Origin of the sequence: Acinetobacter sp. 1000160 (assembly GCF_000588715.1) — a bacterium.
Lineage (GTDB): Bacteria > Pseudomonadota > Gammaproteobacteria > Pseudomonadales > Moraxellaceae > Acinetobacter > Acinetobacter courvalinii.
The window spans coordinates 468,204-492,108 of record NZ_JFWP02000002.1 but is presented as its reverse complement, the minus strand read 5'-3'; the positions used below and the strand labels follow the sequence as shown (position 1 = coordinate 492,108).

21 protein-coding genes are annotated in these 23,905 nt (G+C 45.2%); 5 read left to right on the top strand and 16 right to left on the bottom strand.

Annotated elements, in window-relative coordinates; all coding sequences use genetic code 11:
- The 10 genes from aroD to J699_RS12730 form a co-directional block, all read right to left on the bottom strand.
- A complete protein-coding gene (aroD, locus tag J699_RS12685; protein WP_032867022.1) occupies positions 1-840 on the bottom strand; it encodes a type I 3-dehydroquinate dehydratase in 840 nt (279 codons plus the stop codon).
- Between the two features lie 167 nt (positions 841-1,007).
- On the bottom strand, positions 1,008-1,637 hold the full coding sequence (pcaG, locus tag J699_RS12690) for a protocatechuate 3,4-dioxygenase subunit alpha (RefSeq protein WP_005231114.1): 630 nt from the start codon (positions 1,635-1,637) through the stop codon (positions 1,008-1,010).
- 12 nt (positions 1,638-1,649) lie between these two features.
- The gene (gene pcaH, locus J699_RS12695) at positions 1,650-2,375 is read right to left on the bottom strand and encodes a protocatechuate 3,4-dioxygenase subunit beta (RefSeq protein ID WP_032867020.1); all 726 of its coding nucleotides are present in this window, start codon (positions 2,373-2,375) and stop codon (positions 1,650-1,652) included.
- Between the two features lie 10 nt (positions 2,376-2,385).
- Positions 2,386-2,799 (bottom strand): 4-carboxymuconolactone decarboxylase, encoded by a 414-nt coding sequence (pcaC, locus tag J699_RS12700; protein WP_009509226.1) that lies wholly within the window; start codon positions 2,797-2,799, stop codon positions 2,386-2,388.
- Between the two features lie 15 nt (positions 2,800-2,814).
- Positions 2,815-4,170: an MFS transporter gene (locus J699_RS12705; protein ID WP_005231116.1), complete on the bottom strand. Its 1,356-nt coding sequence runs from the start codon at positions 4,168-4,170 to the stop codon at positions 2,815-2,817.
- 43 nt (positions 4,171-4,213) lie between these two features.
- Positions 4,214-4,999, bottom strand: a complete 786-nt coding sequence (pcaD, locus tag J699_RS12710) for a 3-oxoadipate enol-lactonase (RefSeq protein ID WP_032867018.1) — start codon at positions 4,997-4,999, stop codon at positions 4,214-4,216.
- Between the two features lie 4 nt (positions 5,000-5,003).
- Positions 5,004-6,353: a 3-carboxy-cis,cis-muconate cycloisomerase gene (locus tag J699_RS12715; protein WP_032867016.1), complete on the bottom strand. Its 1,350-nt coding sequence runs from the start codon at positions 6,351-6,353 to the stop codon at positions 5,004-5,006.
- Positions 6,354-6,361: 8 nt separating this feature from the next.
- A complete protein-coding gene (gene pcaF, locus J699_RS12720) occupies positions 6,362-7,570 on the bottom strand; it encodes a 3-oxoadipyl-CoA thiolase (protein WP_032867013.1) in 1,209 nt (402 codons plus the stop codon).
- A 409-nt stretch (positions 7,571-7,979) separates the two neighbouring features.
- Positions 7,980-8,633 (bottom strand): 3-oxoacid CoA-transferase subunit B, encoded by a 654-nt coding sequence (locus J699_RS12725; protein ID WP_032867009.1) that lies wholly within the window; start codon positions 8,631-8,633, stop codon positions 7,980-7,982.
- A gap of 2 nt (positions 8,634-8,635) precedes the next feature.
- Entirely contained in the window at positions 8,636-9,319 is a 684-nt protein-coding gene (locus J699_RS12730) for a 3-oxoacid CoA-transferase subunit A (protein ID WP_032867006.1), read from the bottom strand.
- 247 nt (positions 9,320-9,566) lie between these two features.
- Between J699_RS12730 and pcaU the strand changes: the two genes are divergently transcribed.
- The 3 genes from pcaU (at position 9,567) to J699_RS12745 (ending at position 14,303) form a co-directional block, all read left to right on the top strand.
- On the top strand, positions 9,567-10,391 hold the full coding sequence (gene pcaU / locus J699_RS12735) for an IclR family transcriptional regulator PcaU (protein WP_009509245.1): 825 nt from the start codon (positions 9,567-9,569) through the stop codon (positions 10,389-10,391).
- Between the two features lie 572 nt (positions 10,392-10,963).
- Positions 10,964-12,649, top strand: coding sequence for an aspartate-alanine antiporter (aspT, locus tag J699_RS12740; RefSeq protein WP_032882770.1), 1,686 nt, complete (start codon positions 10,964-10,966; stop codon positions 12,647-12,649).
- Between the two features lie 52 nt (positions 12,650-12,701).
- On the top strand, positions 12,702-14,303 hold the full coding sequence (locus tag J699_RS12745) for a bifunctional aspartate transaminase/aspartate 4-decarboxylase (RefSeq protein WP_032866997.1): 1,602 nt from the start codon (positions 12,702-12,704) through the stop codon (positions 14,301-14,303).
- A gap of 76 nt (positions 14,304-14,379) precedes the next feature.
- On the opposite strand, the gene cntB is transcribed toward J699_RS12745, so the two are convergent.
- The 6 genes from cntB to J699_RS12775 all read right to left on the bottom strand — a co-directional run bounded on the left by cntB (position 14,380) and on the right by J699_RS12775 (position 21,906).
- Positions 14,380-15,336 carry a carnitine monooxygenase, reductase subunit CntB gene (cntB, locus tag J699_RS12750; protein ID WP_032866995.1) on the bottom strand — a complete coding sequence of 319 codons (957 nt, stop codon included), beginning with the start codon at positions 15,334-15,336 and terminating at the stop codon, positions 14,380-14,382.
- A 105-nt stretch (positions 15,337-15,441) separates the two neighbouring features.
- Positions 15,442-16,893: an NAD-dependent succinate-semialdehyde dehydrogenase gene (locus J699_RS12755; protein WP_032866993.1), complete on the bottom strand. Its 1,452-nt coding sequence runs from the start codon at positions 16,891-16,893 to the stop codon at positions 15,442-15,444.
- 75 nt (positions 16,894-16,968) lie between these two features.
- The gene (cntA, locus tag J699_RS12760) at positions 16,969-18,084 is read right to left on the bottom strand and encodes a carnitine monooxygenase subunit alpha (RefSeq protein WP_032866991.1); all 1,116 of its coding nucleotides are present in this window, start codon (positions 18,082-18,084) and stop codon (positions 16,969-16,971) included.
- Positions 18,085-18,148: 64 nt separating this feature from the next.
- Complete coding sequence (locus tag J699_RS12765; protein ID WP_032866988.1) at positions 18,149-19,102, bottom strand: alpha/beta hydrolase; 954 nt, start codon at positions 19,100-19,102, stop codon at positions 18,149-18,151.
- Positions 19,099-20,754, bottom strand: a complete 1,656-nt coding sequence (locus J699_RS12770) for a BCCT family transporter (RefSeq protein WP_165569292.1) — start codon at positions 20,752-20,754, stop codon at positions 19,099-19,101. Before J699_RS12770 ends, J699_RS12765 begins: the two co-directional genes overlap by 4 nt.
- Before the next feature lie 39 nt (positions 20,755-20,793).
- Positions 20,794-21,906 carry a tartrate dehydrogenase gene (locus J699_RS12775; RefSeq protein WP_005231132.1) on the bottom strand — a complete coding sequence of 371 codons (1,113 nt, stop codon included), beginning with the start codon at positions 21,904-21,906 and terminating at the stop codon, positions 20,794-20,796.
- A gap of 100 nt (positions 21,907-22,006) precedes the next feature.
- Between J699_RS12775 and J699_RS12780 the strand changes: the two genes are divergently transcribed.
- Together J699_RS12780 and J699_RS12785 are read left to right on the top strand one after the other, a co-directional pair.
- Complete coding sequence (locus tag J699_RS12780; protein WP_032866985.1) at positions 22,007-22,987, top strand: LysR family transcriptional regulator; 981 nt, start codon at positions 22,007-22,009, stop codon at positions 22,985-22,987.
- A gap of 75 nt (positions 22,988-23,062) precedes the next feature.
- Positions 23,063-23,896, top strand: a complete 834-nt coding sequence (locus J699_RS12785; protein ID WP_032866984.1) for a DMT family transporter — start codon at positions 23,063-23,065, stop codon at positions 23,894-23,896.
- The last annotated feature ends 9 nt before the right edge of the window (positions 23,897-23,905 follow it).

Here is a 23,905-nt window from a genome sequence, read left to right as displayed (position 1 = left end):
TTATTGTGTAGGCTGAACCGTTTTTAAAAACTGTTTCAGTTGGGTCACATCAATCTGGCCGGGTGCAGATGCTTCACCAATCATGCCAAAGCTAAAGCTACCGCCCATGTTGGCAGTGGCGATGCGGGAAATCGTGCCCAGTTTGCCCATCGACATGGTCAGTAATGGTTTTTTAGACTGTTGACTGACTTTCAAGGTCGCATTCATGAGGGTAAATACATCCTGTTTGTTTTGCGGCATGACTGCAATTTTCAGAATATCGGCGCCTAACTCATCCTGTTTAAGTAACCTCTTGATAATCTCAGACTCGGGTGGCGTTTTCTGGAAGTCGTGATTGGACATGACGATCAGTACTTTTTTCGCATGAGCTAATTTGACCGTATTCTTTACAATTTGATGATCACGGAACATTTCCACATCCAGCATGTCCATAAATGGCTGCTGTAAATACGCTTGATAGGTCTTGCCATAATCTGCATCACTTATTGTTAATTGCCCACCTTCGTTATGGGTACGAATCGTGGCGATCAGCGGTTTAGTGCCTAATATCTGTTTGAGCTCATGGCCTAAGGCAATCACCTGCTTGCGATCACTGGCAAAATTGAGTAAATCAATCCGAAACTCCGCAAGATCGGCATCCGCATTGGCTGCAATCACTTTTGCCTGAGCAATGGCCTGCTCTCTGGTTTTGGCCGTAATGGGCACAATGGTTTTCACAGGCAGCTTTGCCAGCTCAGATAATTCAACCTGCTTTTGCTGATGATCTTGCGCTTGTGCTGTTTGAACCATCAATAAGGGGCTAACAAGCAACATTACTGCTGCCAGTGTTTTCATTTTCATCTGTATCGTCCTTAATAAATTTTTTGCAACTCTGCGGTCTTGCCGAGTTCTCATTTCATTTTTTGATTGCTCCTCACCGGTTCAAAATGAGGAGTATTTCCAATTTCAGGAATCAATTAATTCCATGATCAGCCCATCGCTGAAACGAAGACATTTAAAAGAAATATCTAAATATCAAAGAACACGGTCTCATCATCACCCTGAATACGGATATCAAAGCGATAGACTACTTCACCATCCACGTCACTGCGTTTGGCGATTAAAGTCTGGCGACGTACTGCCCACTCAATGCTGTTCAGCACTGGATCATTGGCATTGGCATCCACCTCATCATCAAAATAGATACGGGTGTGCAAACCGATATTAATGCCACGTGCAAAAACTGCGACTGCAATATGTGGTGCCTGAATTGAGCCTTTACGACCGGCAACAGCGCCCGGTTTTACCGTATGAAAACTCCAGAAGCCTGTTTCAAAATTGGCACCTGTACGTCCCCATCCTTGAAAATGTGGGTCGGCAGTTTTGCCTTGGGTATCCGCCTGACTTGGATAAACCCCATTGGCATCTGCCTGCCAGATTTCCAGTAACACATCTCTTAATGGCAAACCGAGTCCGTCAAACACCTGACCTTCCAGACGAATCCGTTGCCCTTGCGTCTGCTCATTGACTAACTGGTTATCGAAGTTATGCTCAAATACTTCAATATTGGCCTGTTGTGGTAATAAGCCGATATGCACATAAGGACCGCCGGTTTGTGATGGGGTCTCTTTCAATTCCTGAAAATTCCATGCATTCATCGTATGTCTCCCTTATGTCAAATCATTTTCAAAATAAGTCGCACGACGACCACGCAGATGAATATCAAAGCGGTAATAACGGCTATCTGCTTCAATGAAATTGTTTTTATCTTCCAGTGCGATCAAGGCACGACGCTGATCTTCAGATGGAATGGTTTTTAAAATCGGACAGGTGTCAATCAGCGTATCGCCTTCAAAATAAAACTGCGAAATCAGACGCTGTGCCCAACCATCGGCGATCAGGGAAAAATGGATATGCGCCGGACGCCATTCATTAATCCGGTTACGCCATGGATATGGTCCCGGCTTGATGGTGCGGAAAATATAGAAACCATTTTCGTCGGTTAAGGTCCGGCCACAGCCACCAAAGTTAGGGTCCATCGCACCAATAAACTTGTCATTAGGGTGACGATAACGACCCGATGCATTGGCTTGCCATACTTCCAGCAAGGCATTTTTCACAGGACGACCAAACTGATCACGTACATAACCATGCACAATGATACGTTCACCAATCGGCAATCCTTCTTTGGCATAGTTCAGAATCAGATCATTATCTTTAGGGCCAAAAATACTCGGTGAAAAATGCGGTGATGTCACTTCAGTCAAGGTTTCATTAATTGAAATCAATGCATTCTTTGGCGAGCGTAATACACTGGTCTTATAGCCGGGTGTATATGCTGGCGGATGATCATCGGTATTTCGTTGTGGGTATGCCCCTAATGTATGCTTTAACATGCCTGTCTCCTTAATCCTGTGGTTGTGCCGCAACGGGTTGCACGTCTATGCCAAGTTCTTTAAAGACGTCTTCGGCCATATGCATCGCCGCATTCGCTGCTGGTAAACCGGCATATAAAGAACTATGTAAAATCAGTTCCTTTAATTCATCTTTAGTCACACCGTTATTGAAGCAGGCACGTAAATGCATTCTCAGTTCGTCTTCTCGCCCTAAAGCCAATAAGATGGCAATCGTGACCAGACTGCGGGTATGGCGTGGTAAACCTTCACGTGACCACACTTCCCCCCAGGCGAAGCGACTAATAAAGTTCTGGAAGTCCTGATTGAAATCATTCAGGTTCTGTAAAGAACGTCCGACATGTTTTTCGCCCAGTACTTCGGTACGGACTTTCAGTCCTTGTTGATAACGCTGCTCATCATTCATTGACTTTTTCCTCGATTAAGTTGCATCGGTATGGGCAACGATAGATTTAACAAAAATGGCGACTGCTGCTGCTGCGGCAGGAATCATTAGCAGGCTCAGAATGGCGGTAAATGACCAGTTATTTCCAAGCAGGATCGCCCCGATCCATGCACCAAATACCGCACCAAAACGTCCAATTCCCATCATCCATGCAATCCCTGTTGCACGACATTGAGTCGGGTAGAAACGGGCACTTAATGCAGGCATGGAAGACTGGGCACCATTGATGGCAACACCGGCACAAAGCACCAGAATGGCCAATAAAGTCGGGCTATTCAGGCTTTGACCAACGGCTACAGCGAAAATCCCTGCCACGACATAGAACACTGCCAATACCCGGTTTGGATTGAATTTATCCATTGCCCAACCAATCACCAATGCACTGAGTACACCGCCAAACTGGAATAACCCGCCGATAAATGCCGCACGTTCCATGCTCGCACCGGTTTCACGCATCAAGGTTGGCAACCAGCTGGTCAATAGATAAATAATGACCAGCCCCATGAAATAGGTGAGCCACAATAAAACCGTACCTTTGGCATATTGTTTGGAAAACAACATCTTGAATACGTTGCCCTTTGGTGCAACATTGGATTCTTCTTCAGGAATATGAAACTGGGTAATACCTTGGACTTGTGAAGGCGCAATATGGTTTAAAATTTTACGTACTTTTTCAGGGCTCTTATTTTTTACGATCAGGAAGCGATAAGACTCCGGCAAGAACACAATCACCAGAAGCATCAATATCAAAGGAATGATTCCGCCAAACAGGAATAAACTGTGCCAACCAAAAGCAGGAATAAGCCAGCTACTGATAAAGCCACCAATCGCCATCCCCAGGTTAAAACCGCAGAACATACACACCACTAAAATAGAGCGTACGCGTTTCGGGCAATATTCCGAGAACAAGGTTGTGGCATTCGGCATGGCTGCACCCAAACCAATACCGGTTAAAAAGCGTAATACCACCAATTGATCCAGTCCGGATGCATAGGCAGAAGCAAAGGTAAAACCACCAAAAATCAGCATGGCCACAGTCAAAACGATCTTACGGCCAAAACGGTCAGCAGTTGGTCCCGAGACTAAAGCCCCAATAATCATACCGCCCAAAGCGGCACTCATCACCGGTCCTAACTGGGAACGGTCAATGCCCCAGTCCTGTGTGAGGGCTGGTGCAATAAAACCCATTGCAGCAGTATCCACACCATCAAAAAAAACAATTAAAAAACAGATGATTGCAATCATCCATTGATACTTGCTAATCGGCGCATTATCAATTAATTCCTGTGCATCCATGCTGTTATTTTTTGCAGCGTAATCCTGAAACGCCATAGTAGTCTCCTTGAGGCGAAATCCTTTTAACAAACCTAAGTGCTTATATTCTTTGGATAAACTTTGTCAGTTCCTGAGTAAATACTTGTGGTTGCTCAATATTCGATAAATGTGAAGCCAGCAAAATCTCAAGCTGACTGTTTGCAATGTGATGATGCATAAACTCTGCATCCTGGATTGTGGTGACGGGGTCGTATTGCCCTGCGATAATTAAAGTAGGAATTTGAATCTGAGCAAGTTGCGCCCGAACATCGGCATCAGCTAAAGCACGACATGCATTGGCATACCCCTGTGCAGGTGTCACTGCCAGACTCTGAATGGTTTTTTGTGCCAGCACATCATGCGCATAATCAAAATGCTCACTAAACCAACGGGTATGCGTGGTTTTTACAAGTTCTGCCAAACCGTTTTGCTCTACGCTATCTGCACGGGTATTCCATGCCTCGGCATTCCCAATTTTTGCAGCCGAATTTGCAACCGTGATGCTATGAAAGCGTTGTGCATGATTGATGGCCAAGGCCAAGGCTGTAATTCCCCCCATTGAAATACCGCAGAAATGGGCTTTTTCAATCGCTAAGGCATCAAGAATATCGATCACATCCTCTGCCAGATTTTGCAAGGTCGTATCGGCAATCACACTACTGGTACCATGTCCACGTGTGTCATAGGTAATGACCTGATAATGCTCAGTCAAGGCTGCCACTTGCGCCTGCCACATTCCATGATCGGTTCCCAATGAGTTAGAGAACATGATCACAGGTGCATCTTTGCGCCCTTGAACCTGAACAGCCAGCGGATGCCCCTGACGATTATTGATATGGGTGATCATGTGCTTACTCTCCTTGTTGTGCATGTAGGACTGCATCAATTTGTGCCTGAATATTGCCTAGGTAAGATGCAGGATTGAACAACTCATCTAATGCCTGGTTATTAAAATGGGCTTGCACCTGCTCCATGTCTGCTAACACGGTTTTTAAATGCTGCTGTTGAGCAACAGCTTGCTGGCAGGCCTGCTCAACCAGATGATGTGCGTTCAAACGGCCAAGCTTTGGTGCCAATGCCATCATCACTGCCTCTGCCATGATCAGACCATGGGTACATTCAAGATTACGTTGCATCGCCTCTGCATTGACTTGCATATGTTCAAGCACATCGCAGCTACGTTCTAAAGCACCTGCACATAACTGGAAAATTTCTGGAATTACGAGCCATTCCGCATGCCAAGCCCCTAAAGCCCGTTCATGCTCTTGCACCATGCTTTGAAAGACGCTTGCCATTAAGGCCGGTACACGATTGGCTGCGGCAAGAATTGAAGCTGCTGCCACCGGATTACGCTTATGCGGCATGGTCGATGATCCACCACGCCCTTTTGCTGCCGGTTCAAAAACTTCTGCGATTTCGGTTTGCATCAGCAATGACCAATCTTTTGCCATCTTGCCGACATTCCCTACAATCAAGGCAAGCGTGCTGGCAAGCTCAACCATACGGTCGCGCTCACCATGCCATGTACATTCAGGCGCTGTTAAATTGAGTTGTGCTGCAAAAGCTGCAACCACCGCAGAACCGTGATCCTGTAAAGATGCCAGTGAACCTACTGCACCACCGAGTTGTGCAGTCAATACGCGACCTTTCATGGCCTGTAGACGATCAAGATCACGTTTCAAGGCAGCTGCCCAACGGGCAAATTTATGACCTAAAGTAATCGGCAAAGCCTGCTGCAACCAGGTACGTCCAATCATGACCTGATCGCGATATTGCTGCGCTTGCTTTAAACAAACTTCATAGGTCTGTTGCAGTTGCTTTTCGATCAATGCCAAGGCATCACGACACTGCAAAATCGTTGCTGTATCAATGATATCCTGACTGGTTGCACCCCAATGCACATAGCGGGATGCATCTTCATTCTGCTGTTTTACCAAGGCAGTGAATTGCTTGACCAATGGAATCGCAACATTACCTGCCAGCCCTGCTGCTGTAGCCAACGCATCCATATCGATGTGCGCAACAGCATTTTGACCAACCTGTTCAATCATCGTTGCTGCTGAAGCAGGAATGACGTTGACCTGTGCCTGTGCATTGGCTAAAGCCACTTCGGCTTGTACCATATATCCCAATAAAGCGTGATCACTAAAAATTGCAGTGACATCAGGCTGATAAAATAAGCTGGCGTATAACTGGCTCATAACAGACCTCACTCAACACGTTGAATAATCAAGGCAATCCCTTGACCGACACCAATACACATCGAACACAAGGCATATTCACCTTTGATCTGTTCAAGCTGATTCAAGGCCGTGGTCACCAGACGTGCACCAGAGGCACCGAGTGGATGACCCAAGGCAATTGCACCGCCATTCGGATTAACCCGTGCATCATCATCTGCCAAAGCTAAATCACGGGTCACCGCCAAAGCCTGTGCCGCAAAAGCTTCATTCAATTCAATCACATCCATTTGTTCTAACGTGAGATTGGCCTGTTTCAGCAGTTTCTTGATCGCAGGCGCAGGCGCAAAGCCCATAATCCGTGGTTCAACCCCAACTGTAGTCGCAGCAATGATTTTGGCGCGTGGCTTGAGTTGGTATTTTTCTATAGCGTGATCCGAAGCAATCAATAAGGCAGCAGCACCATCATTAATTCCAGAAGCATTACCTGCGGTCACGGTACCTTCGGCTTTCACCACACCTTTGAGTTTGGTTAATGCTTCTAAAGTGGTCGATGCACGTGGATGCTCATCAGTATCCACCACAAAAGCATCGCCCTTACGCTGAGGAATGCTGACAGGCACGATTTCATTGGTGAAGAAGCCTTTGGCTTGCGCCGCTGCAGTACGCTGCTGACTGTTTAAAGCAAATTGGTCCTGATCGGCACGGTTGATGTTGAACTGTTCCGCCACGTTTTCTGCGGTTTGCGGCATGCTGTCGACGCCATACATTTCTTTCAGCTTAGGATTGATGAAACGCCAGCCCATGGTGGTGTCTTCAATCTTTTGACTACGGCCAAAGGCGCTATCGGATTTACCCATCACATAAGGTGCACGGCTCATGCTTTCGACACCGCCGGCAATAATCAGATCGGCTTCATTGGCTTTAATGGCACGGGCAGCCATGGCAATGGCATCCAGTGATGAACCACATAAACGGTTTACCGTGGTGGCAGGCACCTGATACGGTACGCCAGCCAATAACGCTGACATACGCCCCACATTACGGTTATCTTCACCCGCTTGGTTGGCACAGCCATAGATGACATCATCCACCTGTTGCCAATCCACAGTTGGGTTACGCTGCATGAGTGCTTGGATTGGAACTGCCCCCAGATCGTCAGCACGGACAGGAGCAAGACCGCCTGCATAACGACCAAATGGGGTACGGATGGCATCGATGATATAAGCGTTTTTCATAGTCTTACATTTCCATTTCTAAATCTGTTGTGAGCACTGCCACAAATTATGGGTTTAGTCATTCTTCCTTTGCGTAGGCAATGCCTCACTTTTGACAGGACAAAAGTGACAAAACCCTTTGTTGAACAGAGGAAGCTTCCTTGCCTCCCTGTCCAACGGGCGACATCCCTGTCGCCTGTCACGATAGTAAATTAGGTGAAAAGTCTAAATCTTCGTAAGTAGAAGCTGCATTTAAACCTTACCATTCAATGTTTCGCGATGGCGGCATGGATGCCGCCCGTTAGACTGTGGTATATGGATATACCATCAGTCTAACAAAGGATTTTTGTTACTTTTTATCCTTAAAAAGTAAGGCAATACCTATACAAAAAGCCTCTGCTTGAACCCGTAATTATTGGATGTGTAAACATTATCCTTGAGTCGCATCAATCAACTGAGCACCCGTCAACGCCTGTAACGCCTCAAAGCTCAAACCTTCGACTTTCTCAATCACTTTCAAACCGTCTTGAGTCACATCAATCACACACAAGTCGGTATAAATACGATCGACACATTTCAAGCCTGTTGCCGGATAAGTGAGTGCTTCAACAATCTTCGGTTCACCTTGCTTGGTATTGTGATCGGTGGTGATAAATACTTTCTTGGCGCCGACAGCCAAATCCATGGCACCACCTACTGCAGGAATGGCATCTGCTGCACCGGTATGCCAGTTGGCGAGATCACCATTGGCCGCCACCTGAAATGCACCGAGTACCGCAATATCCAGATGACCACCACGCATCATGGCAAAGGAATCACCGTGATGAAAAAAGCTACCACCCGTCAGCATGGTCACATATTCTTTACCTGCATTGATCAGCTCAGGATCTTCCTCACCTTTGGCAGGAGGCGGACCGAATGCGAGTAGGCCATTTTCCGAATGCAGGAATACATCTTTATCGGCTGGAAGATAATTGGAAATCTTGGTGGGCAGGCCGATGCCGAGATTGACATAAGCACCATCTGGAATATCTTGCGCCACACGTTCAGCGATCTGGTCACGGCTTAATTTTTGATAGCTCATGTTTATGCTCCTGCGCCAGTCGTCGCATCAACTGCAACCACATGCTGGACAAAAATCCCTGGGGTAATGATATGTTCAGGATCAAGTTGACCGAGTTCAGCCAGTTCAGACACCTGTGCAATGGTGACATCTGCGGCCATTGCCATGATCGGGCCGAAGTTACGGGCAGATTTGTTATAGACCAGATTGCCCCAGCGATCGCCTTTGTGTGCCTTGATCAGTGCGAAGTCGGCCTTGATCGGATATTCCAGTACATAGTCTTTGCCATCGATATGGCGGACTTCTTTGCCTTCTGCCAATAAAGTACCAAAGCCAGTTGGGGTAAATACAGCACCGAGCCCCATCCCCGCAGCTTGAATACGACAGGCCAGATTGCCTTGCGGCACCAGTTCCAGTTCAATCTTGCCGGCACGATACAGTTCATCAAAGACCCATGAATCTGACTGGCGCGGGAAGGAACAGATGATTTTACGAACCGCACCTGTTTTGAGCAGTTTGGCCAGACCGTAATCGCCATTGCCTGCATTGTTATTGACAATCACCAGATCCTTGATGCCGAGTTCGATCAATCCATCAATCAGTTCAGCGGGTTGTCCTGCGGTGCCGAAGCCACCGATCATGATGGTTGCGCCATCCTTGATCTGTGACAGTGCCTCAGTCAATGTGAGCGTACTTTTATCAATCATCTACCTACTTCCTGTACGATGCATCACTCGTATTTTCATCCTGAAAGCCGATGAAATTAAGTCGAGTGCTTTGTTCGGATTTCTTCTATTCATTCTTGATAAATTCTGCGCTCACTTCTAGACGTTGAAGTGCATTTTGTTCGATGATTATTTTTTGTGTTCGATCATCGAACATTATCCAAGTAAAATAGTCATGTTTAGTTTAGAATAATTCTTCAACAAAAGATTTGGAACGGATACCTAATCAATGGAAAATGATGAAGCTAAAAGTCCTCGATTAATTCACCATAATGAAAATAAAAAGACCATCCGCCATGAAGACTTTATTGCAGGAATCGCGAAAGGCTTGGCTATTCTGGAATGCTTCGGTCCCGAACGACACCGCTTGAATATGAGTACGGCGGCTGAAAAAACCGGCATGACCCGTGCTGCTGCACGACGCCATTTACTCACATTAGAATACTTAGGCTATTTAGATTTTGATGGACATTACTATTATTTATCACCCAAGATTCTCAAATTTTCAGGGGCTTATCTGGATGGTTCTACACTTCCCAAAATCTGTCAGCCCTTATTAAATCTTTTAACCAATCAGACTTCACTGATTTACTCGGTCATGGTTTTAGATGGTTATGAAGCAATTACTATTGCCCGTAGTGCGGCTCACCAACAAACCGATCGGGTCAATCCTTATGGTTTGCATTTAGGTAATCGCCTCCCTGCCCATGCCACCTCTGCCGGCAAAATTTTACTGGCACATTTAACGCCCGAACAACAAAAGCGCTGGCTGGAAAAATATCCATTAAAACGCCTGACCAAATATACGCATACCGAAACTGAGCTATTTTTAGAATTACTGCATGAAATCAAGGAACAGGATTGGTGTTACTCTTGTGAAGAACATGAGTTGGGCGTCCATGCTGTGGCTGTCCCTATATATGACTCTAATGCCAGCGTAGTCGCCGCACTGAACATTGTGTCCCCGACCATGCGCACTACCAAGGATTATTTAATTGCGCATATTTTGCCGCTATTACAGGAAACCGCGCGTGATTTGCGCCAAGTGATTTAACCCGTCATCTAAAATTCAAGGCAAAAAAATGCCACATTTGGAATGTGGCGAAAGGTGTACTGCATCAACAATTGTGTTGGTATGTTTAAATTAATCAACTTTTCTTAAATGAATATTAATTTTCTTAACGATGTTGCTGTTTTATTATTCAGTCATTTTTAAATCTTTCCTATCAATATTTAAAATAAATCATATTTAACTAAAATTTTAATTCCTAAAAATTATAATTAGTATTTAAGTATTCATACTAAATGATAAATATACTAAAGACTTAACACTTTTAGTTTCAATGTGATATGCAGCTCACAATTTATACAACACAATCTAAATGTTATGTTTTGTATTTAAAAATTACTTATTGTAATTACTATCTTAATATTTAATTTTTTTATCCGACCTCAATCTAAATAATTAAAATAAAAAATTGATATATAAATATTTTTATAAAATAGCTTAGCTAAAAATCAGTTTATTTGTATTAGCAAAAGAAGCATAGTATTTTAAAAAACACATGAAAAATAAATAAATTTTAAACCTAAACATAGATCGAATAATAAAAGTGAGATCGAAAAATGATTGAATGGTTACAAGGCGAATTAAAACATAGCCCAGAAATCTTATTGTTCTTATCCTTGGCAATCGGTTTCTGGATTGGACAGTTTCAATTCGGAAAATTTCAGTTTGGTGGTGTAGCAGGGTCTCTACTTGTAGCAGTGGTACTCAGTCTTATCGGGGTTCCGGTCGATAACGGAGTCAAGGCAATTCTATTTGCATTGTTCATTTATGCCGTCGGTTTTGAAAGTGGACCCCAGTTCTTTAAATCGCTTGGCCCCCAATCAATCAAAGAAATTCTCTTAGCTGTATTCATGGCAGTAAGTGGTTTAATTACTGTCTTGATCATGGCAAAGCTATTCCACCTCGATAAAGGTCTGGCAGCCGGATTAGCCGCAGGAGGCATGACCCAATCTGCAATTATTGGGACTGCAGGCGATGCAATTTCCCGTCTCGACTTACCTTTGGCTGAAATTCAAAAGCTGCAGGCCAATGTCGCGATCGGCTATGCCGTCACCTATATTTTTGGTTCATTGGGCGCGATTATTGTCTGTGTGAATATTCTGCCTAAATTTATGGGTAAGGAAATTCACGATGATGCTTTAAAAGCGCAGTCTGAACGTCTCAAGGGGGCTTTTGAATTAGCCCCAGGTCAAGAACTGGCAATGCCAGAAATCGTTGGACGTATCTATAAAGTCAAAAAAGCCAGTGGGCAAACCGTTGCAGAACTTGAAGCCAAGCAAACCAGCATCACCATTGAGAGGATCAAACGCAAAGATCAATTCATTGATGTGGTACCAGAACTCACATTACAAACAGATGATGTGATCTTACTGGTCGGTCGTCGAGCCAGTGTGGTGTCTATTTCCGAGCAGATCGGAACAGAGTTACAGTCATCACAAGGCATGGAAATGATAATGGATACTACAGACGTGATCCTGAGAAATTCCAAATATATCCATCGTACACTTGCTGATATCAAATCAAATACCCCTGCATATCTAAAACATGGGATTTATGTGCTGGCCATTAAACGCAATGATGAAACCCAAAGTTTGCATGATGATACTGTTTTACAGCAAGGTGATGTCATCACTGTGTATGGGACTAAAAGTGATCTTGATCGTTTAGTGAAAGAAGCAGGAAAGGCACTACCAGAAAGCTTAAAAACCGATTGGATTTTTCACGGTGCTGGTCTGGTGGTCGGCTTATTGATAGGTCTGTTTGTAATTCGCATCGGTGATGTACCTCTGACACTCGGCGCAGGTGGTGGTGCGTTACTCTCAGGCCTTCTGTTTGGCTGGTTACGCAGCCGTAATCAAGTTCATGGCAACATGCCTTTAGCCGCATCACAACTGCTCAAAGATCTGGGCCTTGCCGGATTCGTGGCTGCTGTTGGCTTACAATCTGGTCTACAAGCCATTCAAACCATTAAGGACAGTGGTTTGTCCCTCTTTATGATCGGAGTCGTGGTCACTTTAGTTCCGCTGATTCTTTCGATGCTTTTCGCACGCTATGTGCTGCGATATGACAATGTTGCGGTTATGGCGGGAGCATTATCGGGTTCACGCAGTGCCAACCCTGCCTTTGGTGCGATTTTAGATAAAGCAGGAAACTCCATTCCTACAGTTCCATTCGCCATTACTTATGCACTGGCAAACGTATTCTTGACCTTGCTTGGCCCCCTCATCGTCGGCTTGGCCTAAAGATAATTTTTTCAATCACTTATTGCTTCAACTATAATTAAGGAGACTTCCCATGGGGAACGTTGATTATTCAAAATACTCAAAACTCAGTCCATTCGAACTCAAAGATAATTTAATTGAACTTGCTCAAAGCAAAACAGACCGGATGATGCTGAATGCAGGGCGCGGTAATCCAAACTTTTTAGCCACCATTCCACGTCGGGCATTCTTCCAATTGGGGTTATTTTCCACCACCGAATCAGAGTTTTCATTCTCCTATATGCCAGAAGGTTTAGGTGGATTCCCTCGCCCTGTTGGTCTGCAATCTCGCTTCGATAACTTCATTATGCACAATCGGGATAAACCCGGCGTGGTCTTTCTCGGCAAAGCCATTTCCTATGTCCGAGATCAGCTCGGTTTAGATCCTGATGCTTTTTTACTGGAAATGGTCGAGGGAATCTTAGGCTGTAACTACCCTGTTCCAGACCGCATGCTACGTATCAGTGAATCCATCATCAAAGAATATATCCTGCGTGAAATGGGCGTCCAGGGCATGCCTAAAGAAGGCTTGGACCTGTTTGCGGTCGAAGGTGGAACCGCAGCAATGGCCTATATTTTTAACTCCTTAAAAGAGAATAAAATTATTGCCAATGGCGATCGTATCGCAATTGCTACGCCCATTTTCACACCGTATTTAGAAATTCCAAAACTGAATGACTATCAACTTGAAGAAGTCCTGATCGAGGCAGATCCTCAGCTTGACTGGCAATATCCGGAATCTGAATTGCGGAAACTGGAAGACCCATCGATTAAAGCGTTCTTCCTTGTAAATCCAAGTAATCCGCCTTCAGTAAAACTCAGCGATGAAGTTTTGGCGATCTTGGCCGATATCGTAAAAAAACGACCTGATCTGATTATTTTGACTGACGATGTATACGGTACCTTTGCAGACAATTTCAAATCACTGTTTGCCGTCTGTCCAGACAATACCATCTTGGTATATTCATTTTCTAAATATTTTGGGGCAACTGGGTGGAGACTTGGGGTTATTGCCCTTTCCAACAATAATATTCTGGATCAAAAGCTGGCGGCACTGTCGAAAAAAGACAAAAAAGAACTCGAAGAACGTTATTCATCATTAACGACTGATCCAGCCAAGATCAAATTTATTGATCGTCTGGTCGCGGATAGCCGTAATGTGGCACTCAACCATACCGCAGGGCTTTCTACGCCACAGCAAGTACAGATGGTCCTGTTTGCCCTGTTCAATATGATGGATTCACAACAGAACTATAAAAAAGCCGTTAAATCCGTGGTGCGTGAACGTGACGCGGCACTGTATCGCCAATTGGGGGTGGCAGTGCCAGAAGATCCAAATTCGGTTGATTACTATACCTTGGTCAATCTGGAAAATACCTCTCGAACACTTTATGGTGATGAGTTTGCGGATTGGGTGATGAAGAATAAAAATCCAACCGAGCTATTATTCCGCGTTGCCGATGAAACAGGTGTGGTGCTGTTACCAGGTTCTGGCTTTGGTGTATTGCATCCATCTGCCCGTGCATCATTGGCCAATTTGAATGAATATCAATATGCAGCTATCGGAGACTCATTAAGACGTTTTGCTGAAGAGTCCTATCAAGAGTACCTAATCACCAAGCAAAACAAAAAATAAATCTGAATCAATGTTCATGATCAATAAAAAAGCAGCCTAGGCTGCTTTTTTAGGTTTAATAATTAAAGTTTATAATTTAAAGATCAAGTACCAGTTTCTTGCCTTTGGCACGTGATACACAGATCATCATCGATTGCTGTGAGGCTTTTTCATCATCACTCAGATATTGGTCAAAATGCTTTGCCTCACCCTCCAGAATGGTGGTTTCACACGTCCCACACACCCCTTCACGGCATAAACACTCCACATCAATATTCAGCAATTCAATCGCTTGTAAAATGGTTTGATTGCCTTGAACTTCAACTTGCTGATTGGATTTGGCCAATACCACCGTAAATGCTTCCCCCTCTTCAGGTACAGTTGAAGCAAATTGTTCCCAGTGAATATATTCATCGCGATAACGATGGTAATTGCAATGATCAATCACCGTATCAATCATCGGTTTCGGACCACATACATAGACATGCGTGCCTTTCGGTTGAGACCCAATCAGTTGATCCAGATCAAGACATTTTCCATCCGAATCCACATAGCTGAATATATGTTCGCCATGTTTTTGTTTTAACTCTTCCAACAATGCTGCATGCTCTGGTGAACGATAGGCATAATGCAACTCATAGTCGGCACCGCGTGCAGCCAGTTCATCCATTTGCGGTACAAACGGGGTGATGCCAATTCCACCCGCAATCAGAATATGTTTCTCGCCATCTGCCGCCAATGGAAACAGGTTCTTCGGTTCAGAAATCAGAATCTGGCAGCCTTCATTGCACTGATCATGCATAAAGACTGAACCGCCCTTACCTTCGACATCCTTGCGTACACAGACTTGATAAGTCGACAGATCTTGAGCACAGCTCATCAATGAATAAGCATTGGACAACTGGTCATTCATTTTCACAATGATATGACTGCCGCCATTAAACTGAGGGAAATTTTTTCCATCCTGACGTTTAAATGTGAACCGTTTAATCAATGGAGTCAGTTGCTCTACACAAGTGACCACTGAAGGGAACATTTCATAATGACTCGCCATGTCTAAATCCTCTTTACCGCCTGCTGCTCATCCCAGCATTTTCTATTTTTAAACGCAAATGGCCTGTTGGACCGATTATTCAGCGTATCCCAACAGGCTGTATTGCTATAATCCTAAACACATATACTTAATGGTCATGAATTCTTCTAAACCATATTTAGAACCTTCACGTCCCACTCCTGACTGTTTGACACCACCAAATGGCACGACTTCGTTGGAAATAGCGGTGGAATTCATCCCGACCATGCCATATTCCAGTTGCTCAGCCACACGCCAGATCCGTGAAATATTTTCACTATAAACATAAGCAGCCAAACCAAAAATCGTATCGTTGGCTTGTGCCACTACATCGGCTTCATCCGTAAAGCGAATTAACGGTGCGACTGGGCCAAAAATTTCTTCCTGAACAATCTCCATATCACGCGAAACATCGGTTAACACCGTTGGTTCAAAGAAAGTCTGACCCAATGCATGCTGTTGACCACCGCACGCCACTTGTGCACCTTTTTCACAGGCATCATCAATCAACTGTTTGGCTTTCAGTACCGCCTTGTCATTGATTAACGGTCCGATCTGCACATTCGGCTCCAAACCATTGCCGATTTTGAATTTCTGTACTTCTTGTACAAATTTCTCGGTAAAGGCCTGATAAATCTGGTCATGGACATAGATTCGATTGGCACAGACACAGGTTTGACCTGCATTACGGAACTTGGCAAAGATCGCGCCTTGCACCGCTTTATCCAGATCGGCATCATCAAACACAATCAGGGGTGCATTGCCACCGAGTTCCAGCGCCAACTTTTTAATGGTGCCTGAACATTGCTGCATCAATAAACGGCCGACTGGTGTAGAACCGGTAAAGGTCAGTTTTTTGACTTTTTCATGGCTAGTAAAGACCGAACCAATCTCTTGTGATTTGCCTGTTACCACATTAATGACACCCGCTGGGATACCCGCCATCTCTGCCAGCTTGGCAATTGCCAGTGCACAATACGGCGTTTCATTGGCAGGTTTGATCACGATGCTACAGCCCGCTGCCAAAGCTGGTGCTGCTTTACGGGTAATCATGGCAATCGGGAAATTCCACGGCGTAATGGCGGCAACCACACCGACAGGTTCTTTGGTCACAATAAAACGTTGCTGACTGTTGGTGGTTGGAATCACATCGCCATAAACACGCTTGCCTTCTTCGGCAAACCATTGAATAAATGAAGCGGCATATTTCACTTCCCCCAAGGCTTCGGCTAAAGGCTTACCCTGCTCAATGGTCATGATCCGTGCCAGCTCATCCGCGTGGCTCAAAACCAGTTGATACCAAGCCAGTAACAGGTCTGCACGTTTTTGTGCCGTTAATCCTTTCCATGCTGCTAAAGCTTGATACGCCACTTCTACCGCTTGCGTAGCTTCCGCTGCACCCATATTTGGAATCTGGCCAATTTCTTCACCCGTCGCCGGATTGGTCACAGGGATTGTGGCACTGGATTGTGCATTGACCCATTGACCATTGATCAATCCGCGTTGTTGAAATAATGGACTTCCTTGCAAAGTTGACATGTCATGATCCTATTGATTGAAAGCAAGGTACGGTCTGCGTCCCGCACCTTAAATGACTGAATAGCTGATACGCGATTATTTGTGGTATTGCGCAACAAGATTCTGGAAATAGGCAATGCCATGCTCACTGATCCCTGAACGTTGCTTGTCAGTCATAATCCGGCCCTGACCACGATAACCCCGTGATTTCAAGCCACGTTGTACGCTTTCAACCAGTTCCAGGTCTTCAGGACGGAAGACATTGCGATACCATTCAATCAAGTCTTTCTGATCTTGGGTCAATTCTTCATTGGTGAAGAAAATATCGTAGTGCTGCAAGGTGGTTTCCGCATCCATCGGAAATTCATAGATCACGGTCATGAAGTTTGCACCGGGTGGCACGTTAAACATGGTGCATGGCCAGGTCCAGAAACCGCTAAAGGTCGGATCTTTCACCGATGGGTCAAGCTTGAATGACTTTTCTGAAGAACGTGCATAACCATATTGCAGCGTCCATTTCTGATGGGTGGTGTGCCAGTATTTATCGACCTGCACTGAATCGGCGAAACCCGGATGTGCCGGACCACAGTGATAACATTCCAAATAGTTATCTACGATCACTTTCCAGTTGGCAGGCGTTTCCGTTACGAAACGTGCCGCCAGTTTTAGGTCTTTAATCACTGCACAGGCTTCATTCAGTTTTTGTGCAAATTCAGGCAACTGATCTTCAACACAAGTGGCATTTTCATCCATATTGATAAAGACAAAACCGCCATATTCTTCCACTTTTAATGGCACCATGCTGGAGTTTTGCTTGTCAAAAGACTCGACATGATCACAGTTACGCGCCAGTGCCAAACTCCCATCCAGCTTGAATGTCCATGCATGATACGGACAGGTAATCACGTTTTTGGCTTTACCGCTACCGCTTAACAGCTCATGACCACGATGTGGGCAGACATTATAAAATGCACGCAATACACTATCTTTGCCGCGAATCACGATGATGTTTTCACCAATGACCTTACGGGTAATATAGTCATTGTTCTGGGCAACTTCACTGCCATGTGCCACGCAAATCCAGCTTTTCGCAAAAATTTCTTCTTTTTCACGCTCAAACACCTGAGATGAGGTATAGAACACTTTGGGAAACGTCCATGCCACATCTGGGTTTGAACAGAAATCTTCTGGTAATTTTTCAACTGCATTCATGGTTTTACTCCATTAAACTCTTTTGTCCTAACGACCGTTTTATCAAAATTGGCTGATGTTCAAATCACTTGAACATTTGCTTTAACGAACTCAGCATGTGCTGATATAAATCCTGTACCACAGGACAGTCCCGTACTAAACGTAAACTGCCATGTAGTAATCCTTTGCCGAGATAAAACTCGGCAGCAATATGGGCTTGTTTTAACTTGTCCACGAAAATACGTCCGTCGTCGCTCAGTGGATCATATTCAGCCACCGCAACAAAACTGCGCGGCATGTCAGAAAAATCCTGTGCGTTCAATGGTGCTAAACGTGTATCTTTCCAGTCGCTTGCATTCGGTGCATATTCCTTCAGGTAATAATGCATTTCCTCTAGCGTCAGTAACGGCGCATGTGCATGCTGCTGGCAAGACGCCGTATCAAAACTACTGCCCAAACATGGGTAGATCAAAGCCAAACCACAAGCCTGATTGCCTGTATGCTGTAGCTGAACCGCCAGTGCCGCGGCTAAGTTGCCGCCTGCGCTATCACCTGCTAATACCAACTGCGCTGGATTGATGTTCCAGTCTGCGCCATGCGTGCGAAGCCAGTGATAGACCGTTTCACAATCCTCATAAGCGGCAGGAAAATGATGTTCGGGTATCAAACGGTAATCTACGCTCAACACTGCAACATTCAGATCACGGCATAAATAGCGGGTGATAAATTCGTGTGAATCCAGATTGCCCAGCATCCAGCCACCACCATGGATAAACAGGATACACGGCCAACCCTCCGTGGGTGCTTCGCCTAATGGTGAATACAACCGAACATTGACGGGATGAGTCGCATGCGCAACGGTTTTATCTTCAATCTGGACTGACCCATCGCGTGGCAAGGTGTAATGCAGGCACATCGCGTCATAGGCTGCACGTATTGAATCAATATCATTATCCGCGGCTGAATAAATGCTGCTCCAGTACACCAGACTTTGCATTTCTTCGCTTAACTCATAGTTCATGTTCGGCTGCTGTGTCATGACAATTCCTTTTGACTGCTTTTATGTGCCAGTGCGGTTGCCGCAATATCAATCTGCATCTGTTGATTCGAGTCAGTATGCTCAAGCGCGTCCAGATCACTAAAGCTGCTCTGTTCAATCAAATGCGATGGCACTTTGGAATAATCCTCAATCAACCATTTCACCAGGCCATAGGTCTGTACCAGAATAATCACAATAAACGGTAAGGCAGTCACAATGGTGGCCGTTTTCATGGTGTCTAACGGCGCCTTTGAGAAAATCATCGCAATCGGCACCAGGGTTAACATCAGACACCAAAACAAGCGCGCATTCGGAGATGGATCTTGCCCTTCACTTAAACCACGGGTACAGGTTGCAGACACCGCATAGCCCACCGCATCCATATGTGCCGCAAGGAAAATCACCATAATGCCAAGGAACAACCACATCATCAGTTTGCCTGCTGGCAATAAACCCAACAGTTGACCAATCGCCACTTCACCACCTTGCTGACTCAAGATTTGCGGCACATTGACCATGCCGTGAATGAAGCTGTGAACGCTGTAATTTTCAAATACCCCGAAGATAAACCATAAACCAACGCTACCGCCGATGACCATGGCAAGAATCACTTCTTTAATGGTGCGTCCTTTAGATACACGGGTCACAAACAACGCCACGCCCGGTGCATAAGAAATCCACCATAACCAGTAGAACACGGTCCATTCACGGGTGAATTTCCCATCGCCCATCGGGTCGGTAAACAGGCTCATATCGACAAAGTTGGTTGCCATGAGGCCGAAGCTCATCAATGAATTATTCATAATGAACTGGGTTGGTCCAAAGCACAGCACATAGATTGCAAACAGCACCACGCCCAAACACACCATATGACTCAAGCGCTGCATGCCTTTATCCATACCAACATAGGAGCTCAGTGCGAATAACACCGATACCGCTAAGATAATGATGACTTTGGTCATGAAGGTATTCGGGATACCTGTGAGTTGCGACAGAATATTGGTAAAGGTCACCGCGGTCAGTACCAGTGAAATGGTCAAGGCACCAAACATACACAGCAAGAACATCAAGTCGACCACGCGACCAACTGGACCAGTCGCTTTAAAGCCAGTGACCGCTTCCACCATTGACGCCAGACTCAAGCCTTTGTTCTTTCTGACATGGTAGCTATAGCATAGTGAAATCGATGCCAAAGCATAGATCGACCATGCACTCAAACCGGAGTGAAAGAAGGAATAAGCCACGCTGTATTTCAGCGCTGCTGCCGATTCAGGGGCTAAATTCAATCCCGGGGTCTGGTAATAATAGGCCCAGTCCAGAAAGCCCCAGTACAAGGTGGATGACCCAATCCCCGACAAAATGAACATGAAAATCCATGACATGGTGCTGTATTGGGGCTTGCCTTCACCAAGCTTGATTTTGCCGTATTTACTAAAGGCCAAACCGAAGGTAAAAATAATTGATAAAAAAGCAAATAACAGTACTGGCGTAGTGAATACCGAGGTGGTCCACTGCATCCATTTTGCCGCCAGCTGTATTGATTCAGATGAGTAGATTGCCAGACCAGCCACCGAGGTAAATACAACGGCTAGACTGGTGATCGCAAGCGTCTTATCTGTATAAGGTTTTGTAATTTGATTATCCATATCTATTCAATCCATCTCGGATAGTGACTATTCCCTGAGGGGTACTTACTCCATCGCGAATAAATCCATTTTTTGCTGAGTCACACAGGCTGCAATCGCATCACCCACTTCATAGGTCTTGGCAGTTCCACCGACATCAGGCGTTTTCGGGCCATGCACCAACACATGCTCAATCGCCTGCATGATTTCCTGTCCTGCCTGAATCACCTGCTCATCCCCATCTGCCAAGAAATCCAGCATCATGGCACCCGACCAGATCGCTGCAATCGGGTTGGCAATTTGCTGACCATAAATATCGGGTGCTGAACCATGTACAGGTTCAAACAAGGATGGAAACTTACGTTCAGGATTCAGGTTAGCCGAAGCCGCCAGACCAATGGTGCCAGTACATGCAGGACCTAAATCCGACAAGATGTCACCAAATAAATTCGACGCCACCACCACATCAAAACGCTCAGGCTGTAGAACAAAACGTGCCGCTAAAATATCAACGTGTTGCTTATCTGCCTTGATCTGTGGATAGCGTTTCGCCATTTCATCAACTCGTTCATCCCAATACGGCATGCTCACCGCAATCCCGTTAGACTTGGTTGCAGCCGTGATTTTCTTCGCCTCACGCTGATCGGCAAATTCAAAGGCATATTTCAAAATGCGATCGACACCGTGACGAGTAAATACCGCTTCCTGCAACACAAACTCACGATCGGTGCCTTCAAAGGCTTTACCACCAATGGCAGAATATTCACCTTCACTGTTTTCGCGTACCACATAAAAATCGATATCGCCCGGTTGCTTGCCTGCCAGTGGACATTTCACTCCAGGCATTAACCGAACAGGACGTAAATTCACATATTGATCAAAACGACGGCGGAACTGCAGCAATGATCCCCACAGTGAAATGTGATCCGGCACCTTTTCAGGCCAACCCACAGCACCAAAGAAAATTGCATCATATTCCTGTAAGACTTCAAACCAGTTATCCGGCATCATTTTGCCGTGTTCAAGGTAGTAATCACAGCTGGCCCAATCAAAGCTATCCATTTGAACTTGAATGCCATATTTGTCTGCTGCTGCCTTTACAACCTTGATGCCTTCTGGTAGAACTTCTAAGCCAATTCCATCGCCTGCAATCGTGGCAACTTTATACTTTTTTGCCATAACGCTCCCTTACACCTTTGGTTAATATCCTGAGTTGTAAACATGCTGTTTTCGGCAGCAATGATCAATAAGAAAACTATCACCCCAATGGACACGGATCGTGAATAATCTACCTAACCTATCGGATTTAAAGGTTTTTTGCACAGTCGCCAAACGCAAGAGTTTCGTCGACTCAGCGGAGGAACTCGGTGTTTCACCTGCATTTATCAGTAAACGCATCAATATTTTAGAAACCAACCTGAACTGCAAACTGTTCCACCGCAGTACCCGTCATGTCAGTTTGACCGAAGATGGCAAACTGATTCTGGATCGGGTCTCCAATATTCTGGATGAATTTGATGAAATCAGTGAGCTGGTGAATAACCCCTTAAGCACGCCCACCGGTCATCTCGACATTGTCAGCAGCTTTGGTTTTGGCCGTAAACATGTTGCGCCCATTTTGTCTAAACTGATGACCATGTATCCCAAACTGGAGATTCAGTTTGATACCATCGACAACACCAAAGATCTGATTCAACACAGCATTGATCTGGATATTCGCATTGGCAATGAGATTGCCCCGAATATGATTGCCAAAAAACTGCTGTCGAATTTCCGGATTTTCTGCGCTGCGCCCAGCTATTTGTTGCAACAAGGCATGCCTGAAAGTCTGGACGATTTGCGCAATCATGATTGCCTGACCATCAGTGAACGAGATCAATCCTCAGTGTTATGGAAATTACGCCATCCTTCGGAAGATCGTTCGGTGCATGTCACACCACGTTTTATTTCCAATAACGGCGAGATTATTCACCAGTTGGCAATTGAAGGACATGGCATTATCTTACGTTCGATCTGGGATGTGGCAGATGAATTGATTAGCGGTCAGTTACAGCATATCTTGCCGGAATACTGGCAAGATGCCGATGTCTGGGCAGTGTATCCTTCACGTTTAAAAAGCTCATCCAAACTACAGACCTGTATCCTGTTTATTCAAAATGAACTGATCAACCGTTTACAGCATATCCAAAACCTGAACCGTGGTCAGTTAATCCAACCGATTGAGCCGATCAATCCAAATACAGAGAAAGTATTTCTATAATTGCGATAAGCTGCCTACTTTCTTTTTTCAACTCTATCATGCACATTAGCAAGATCATGAATTAACAGGCAGCTTATGAGCACGGCAATATTTGGCCTTATTTTACTTGCGGCAACATGTCACGCCACATGGAATGCCATTGTAAAAGCGGGTACAAATAAGTTTTTAACCACAGTATTGGTCACTGCATCCGCAGCAGTTTTAGCCGCACTCCTGCTGCCCTTTTTCCCCATGCCGCATCGCGAGAGCTGGCCTTATATTCTGACTTCAACTGCAATACAGATTCTGTATTTTGGCATGGTGGCTAAAATCTACCGTGTGGCCGATATGGGGCTAACCTATCCCTTAATGCGTGGCACAGCACCGCTGATTGTTGCCGTTTTAGGCACCTTGTTGCTGCATGAACAACTTCAATTCAATGCATGGCTAGGCATCATCACCATTTCCGTCGGCATTTTATCCATGATTCTGGCTGCGCCCAAAACGGGACGCAAAGGTATTGGTCTGGCCTTAGTCAATGCCGTGCTGATTGCGGGTTATACCTTGCTGGATGGTCATGGCGTTCGCCTTGCAGGATCGGCCATTGCCTATATCCTATGGAGTTTCGTACTCTCAGGACTGATCTTTTTTATCTTTGCCCTAAAAATGCAGTATCGTCAGATGGGTGAGTATTTTCGACATAATTGGCATTTAGGTTTAATTGGTGGAATCGGCTCATTTTTCTCTTATGGTTTGGCGCTGTGGGCAATGACACTTGCACCGGTTGCGATTGTTGCCGCACTACGAGAAACCTCGATTTTATTTGCCACGCTGATCTCAATCTTTATTCTAAAAGAACGCCTCAATGCAGTACGGATTATCTCCTCGTGCATCATTTTAATCGGGGCTTTGATCTTAAGAACCGCCTAAACGAAAAAA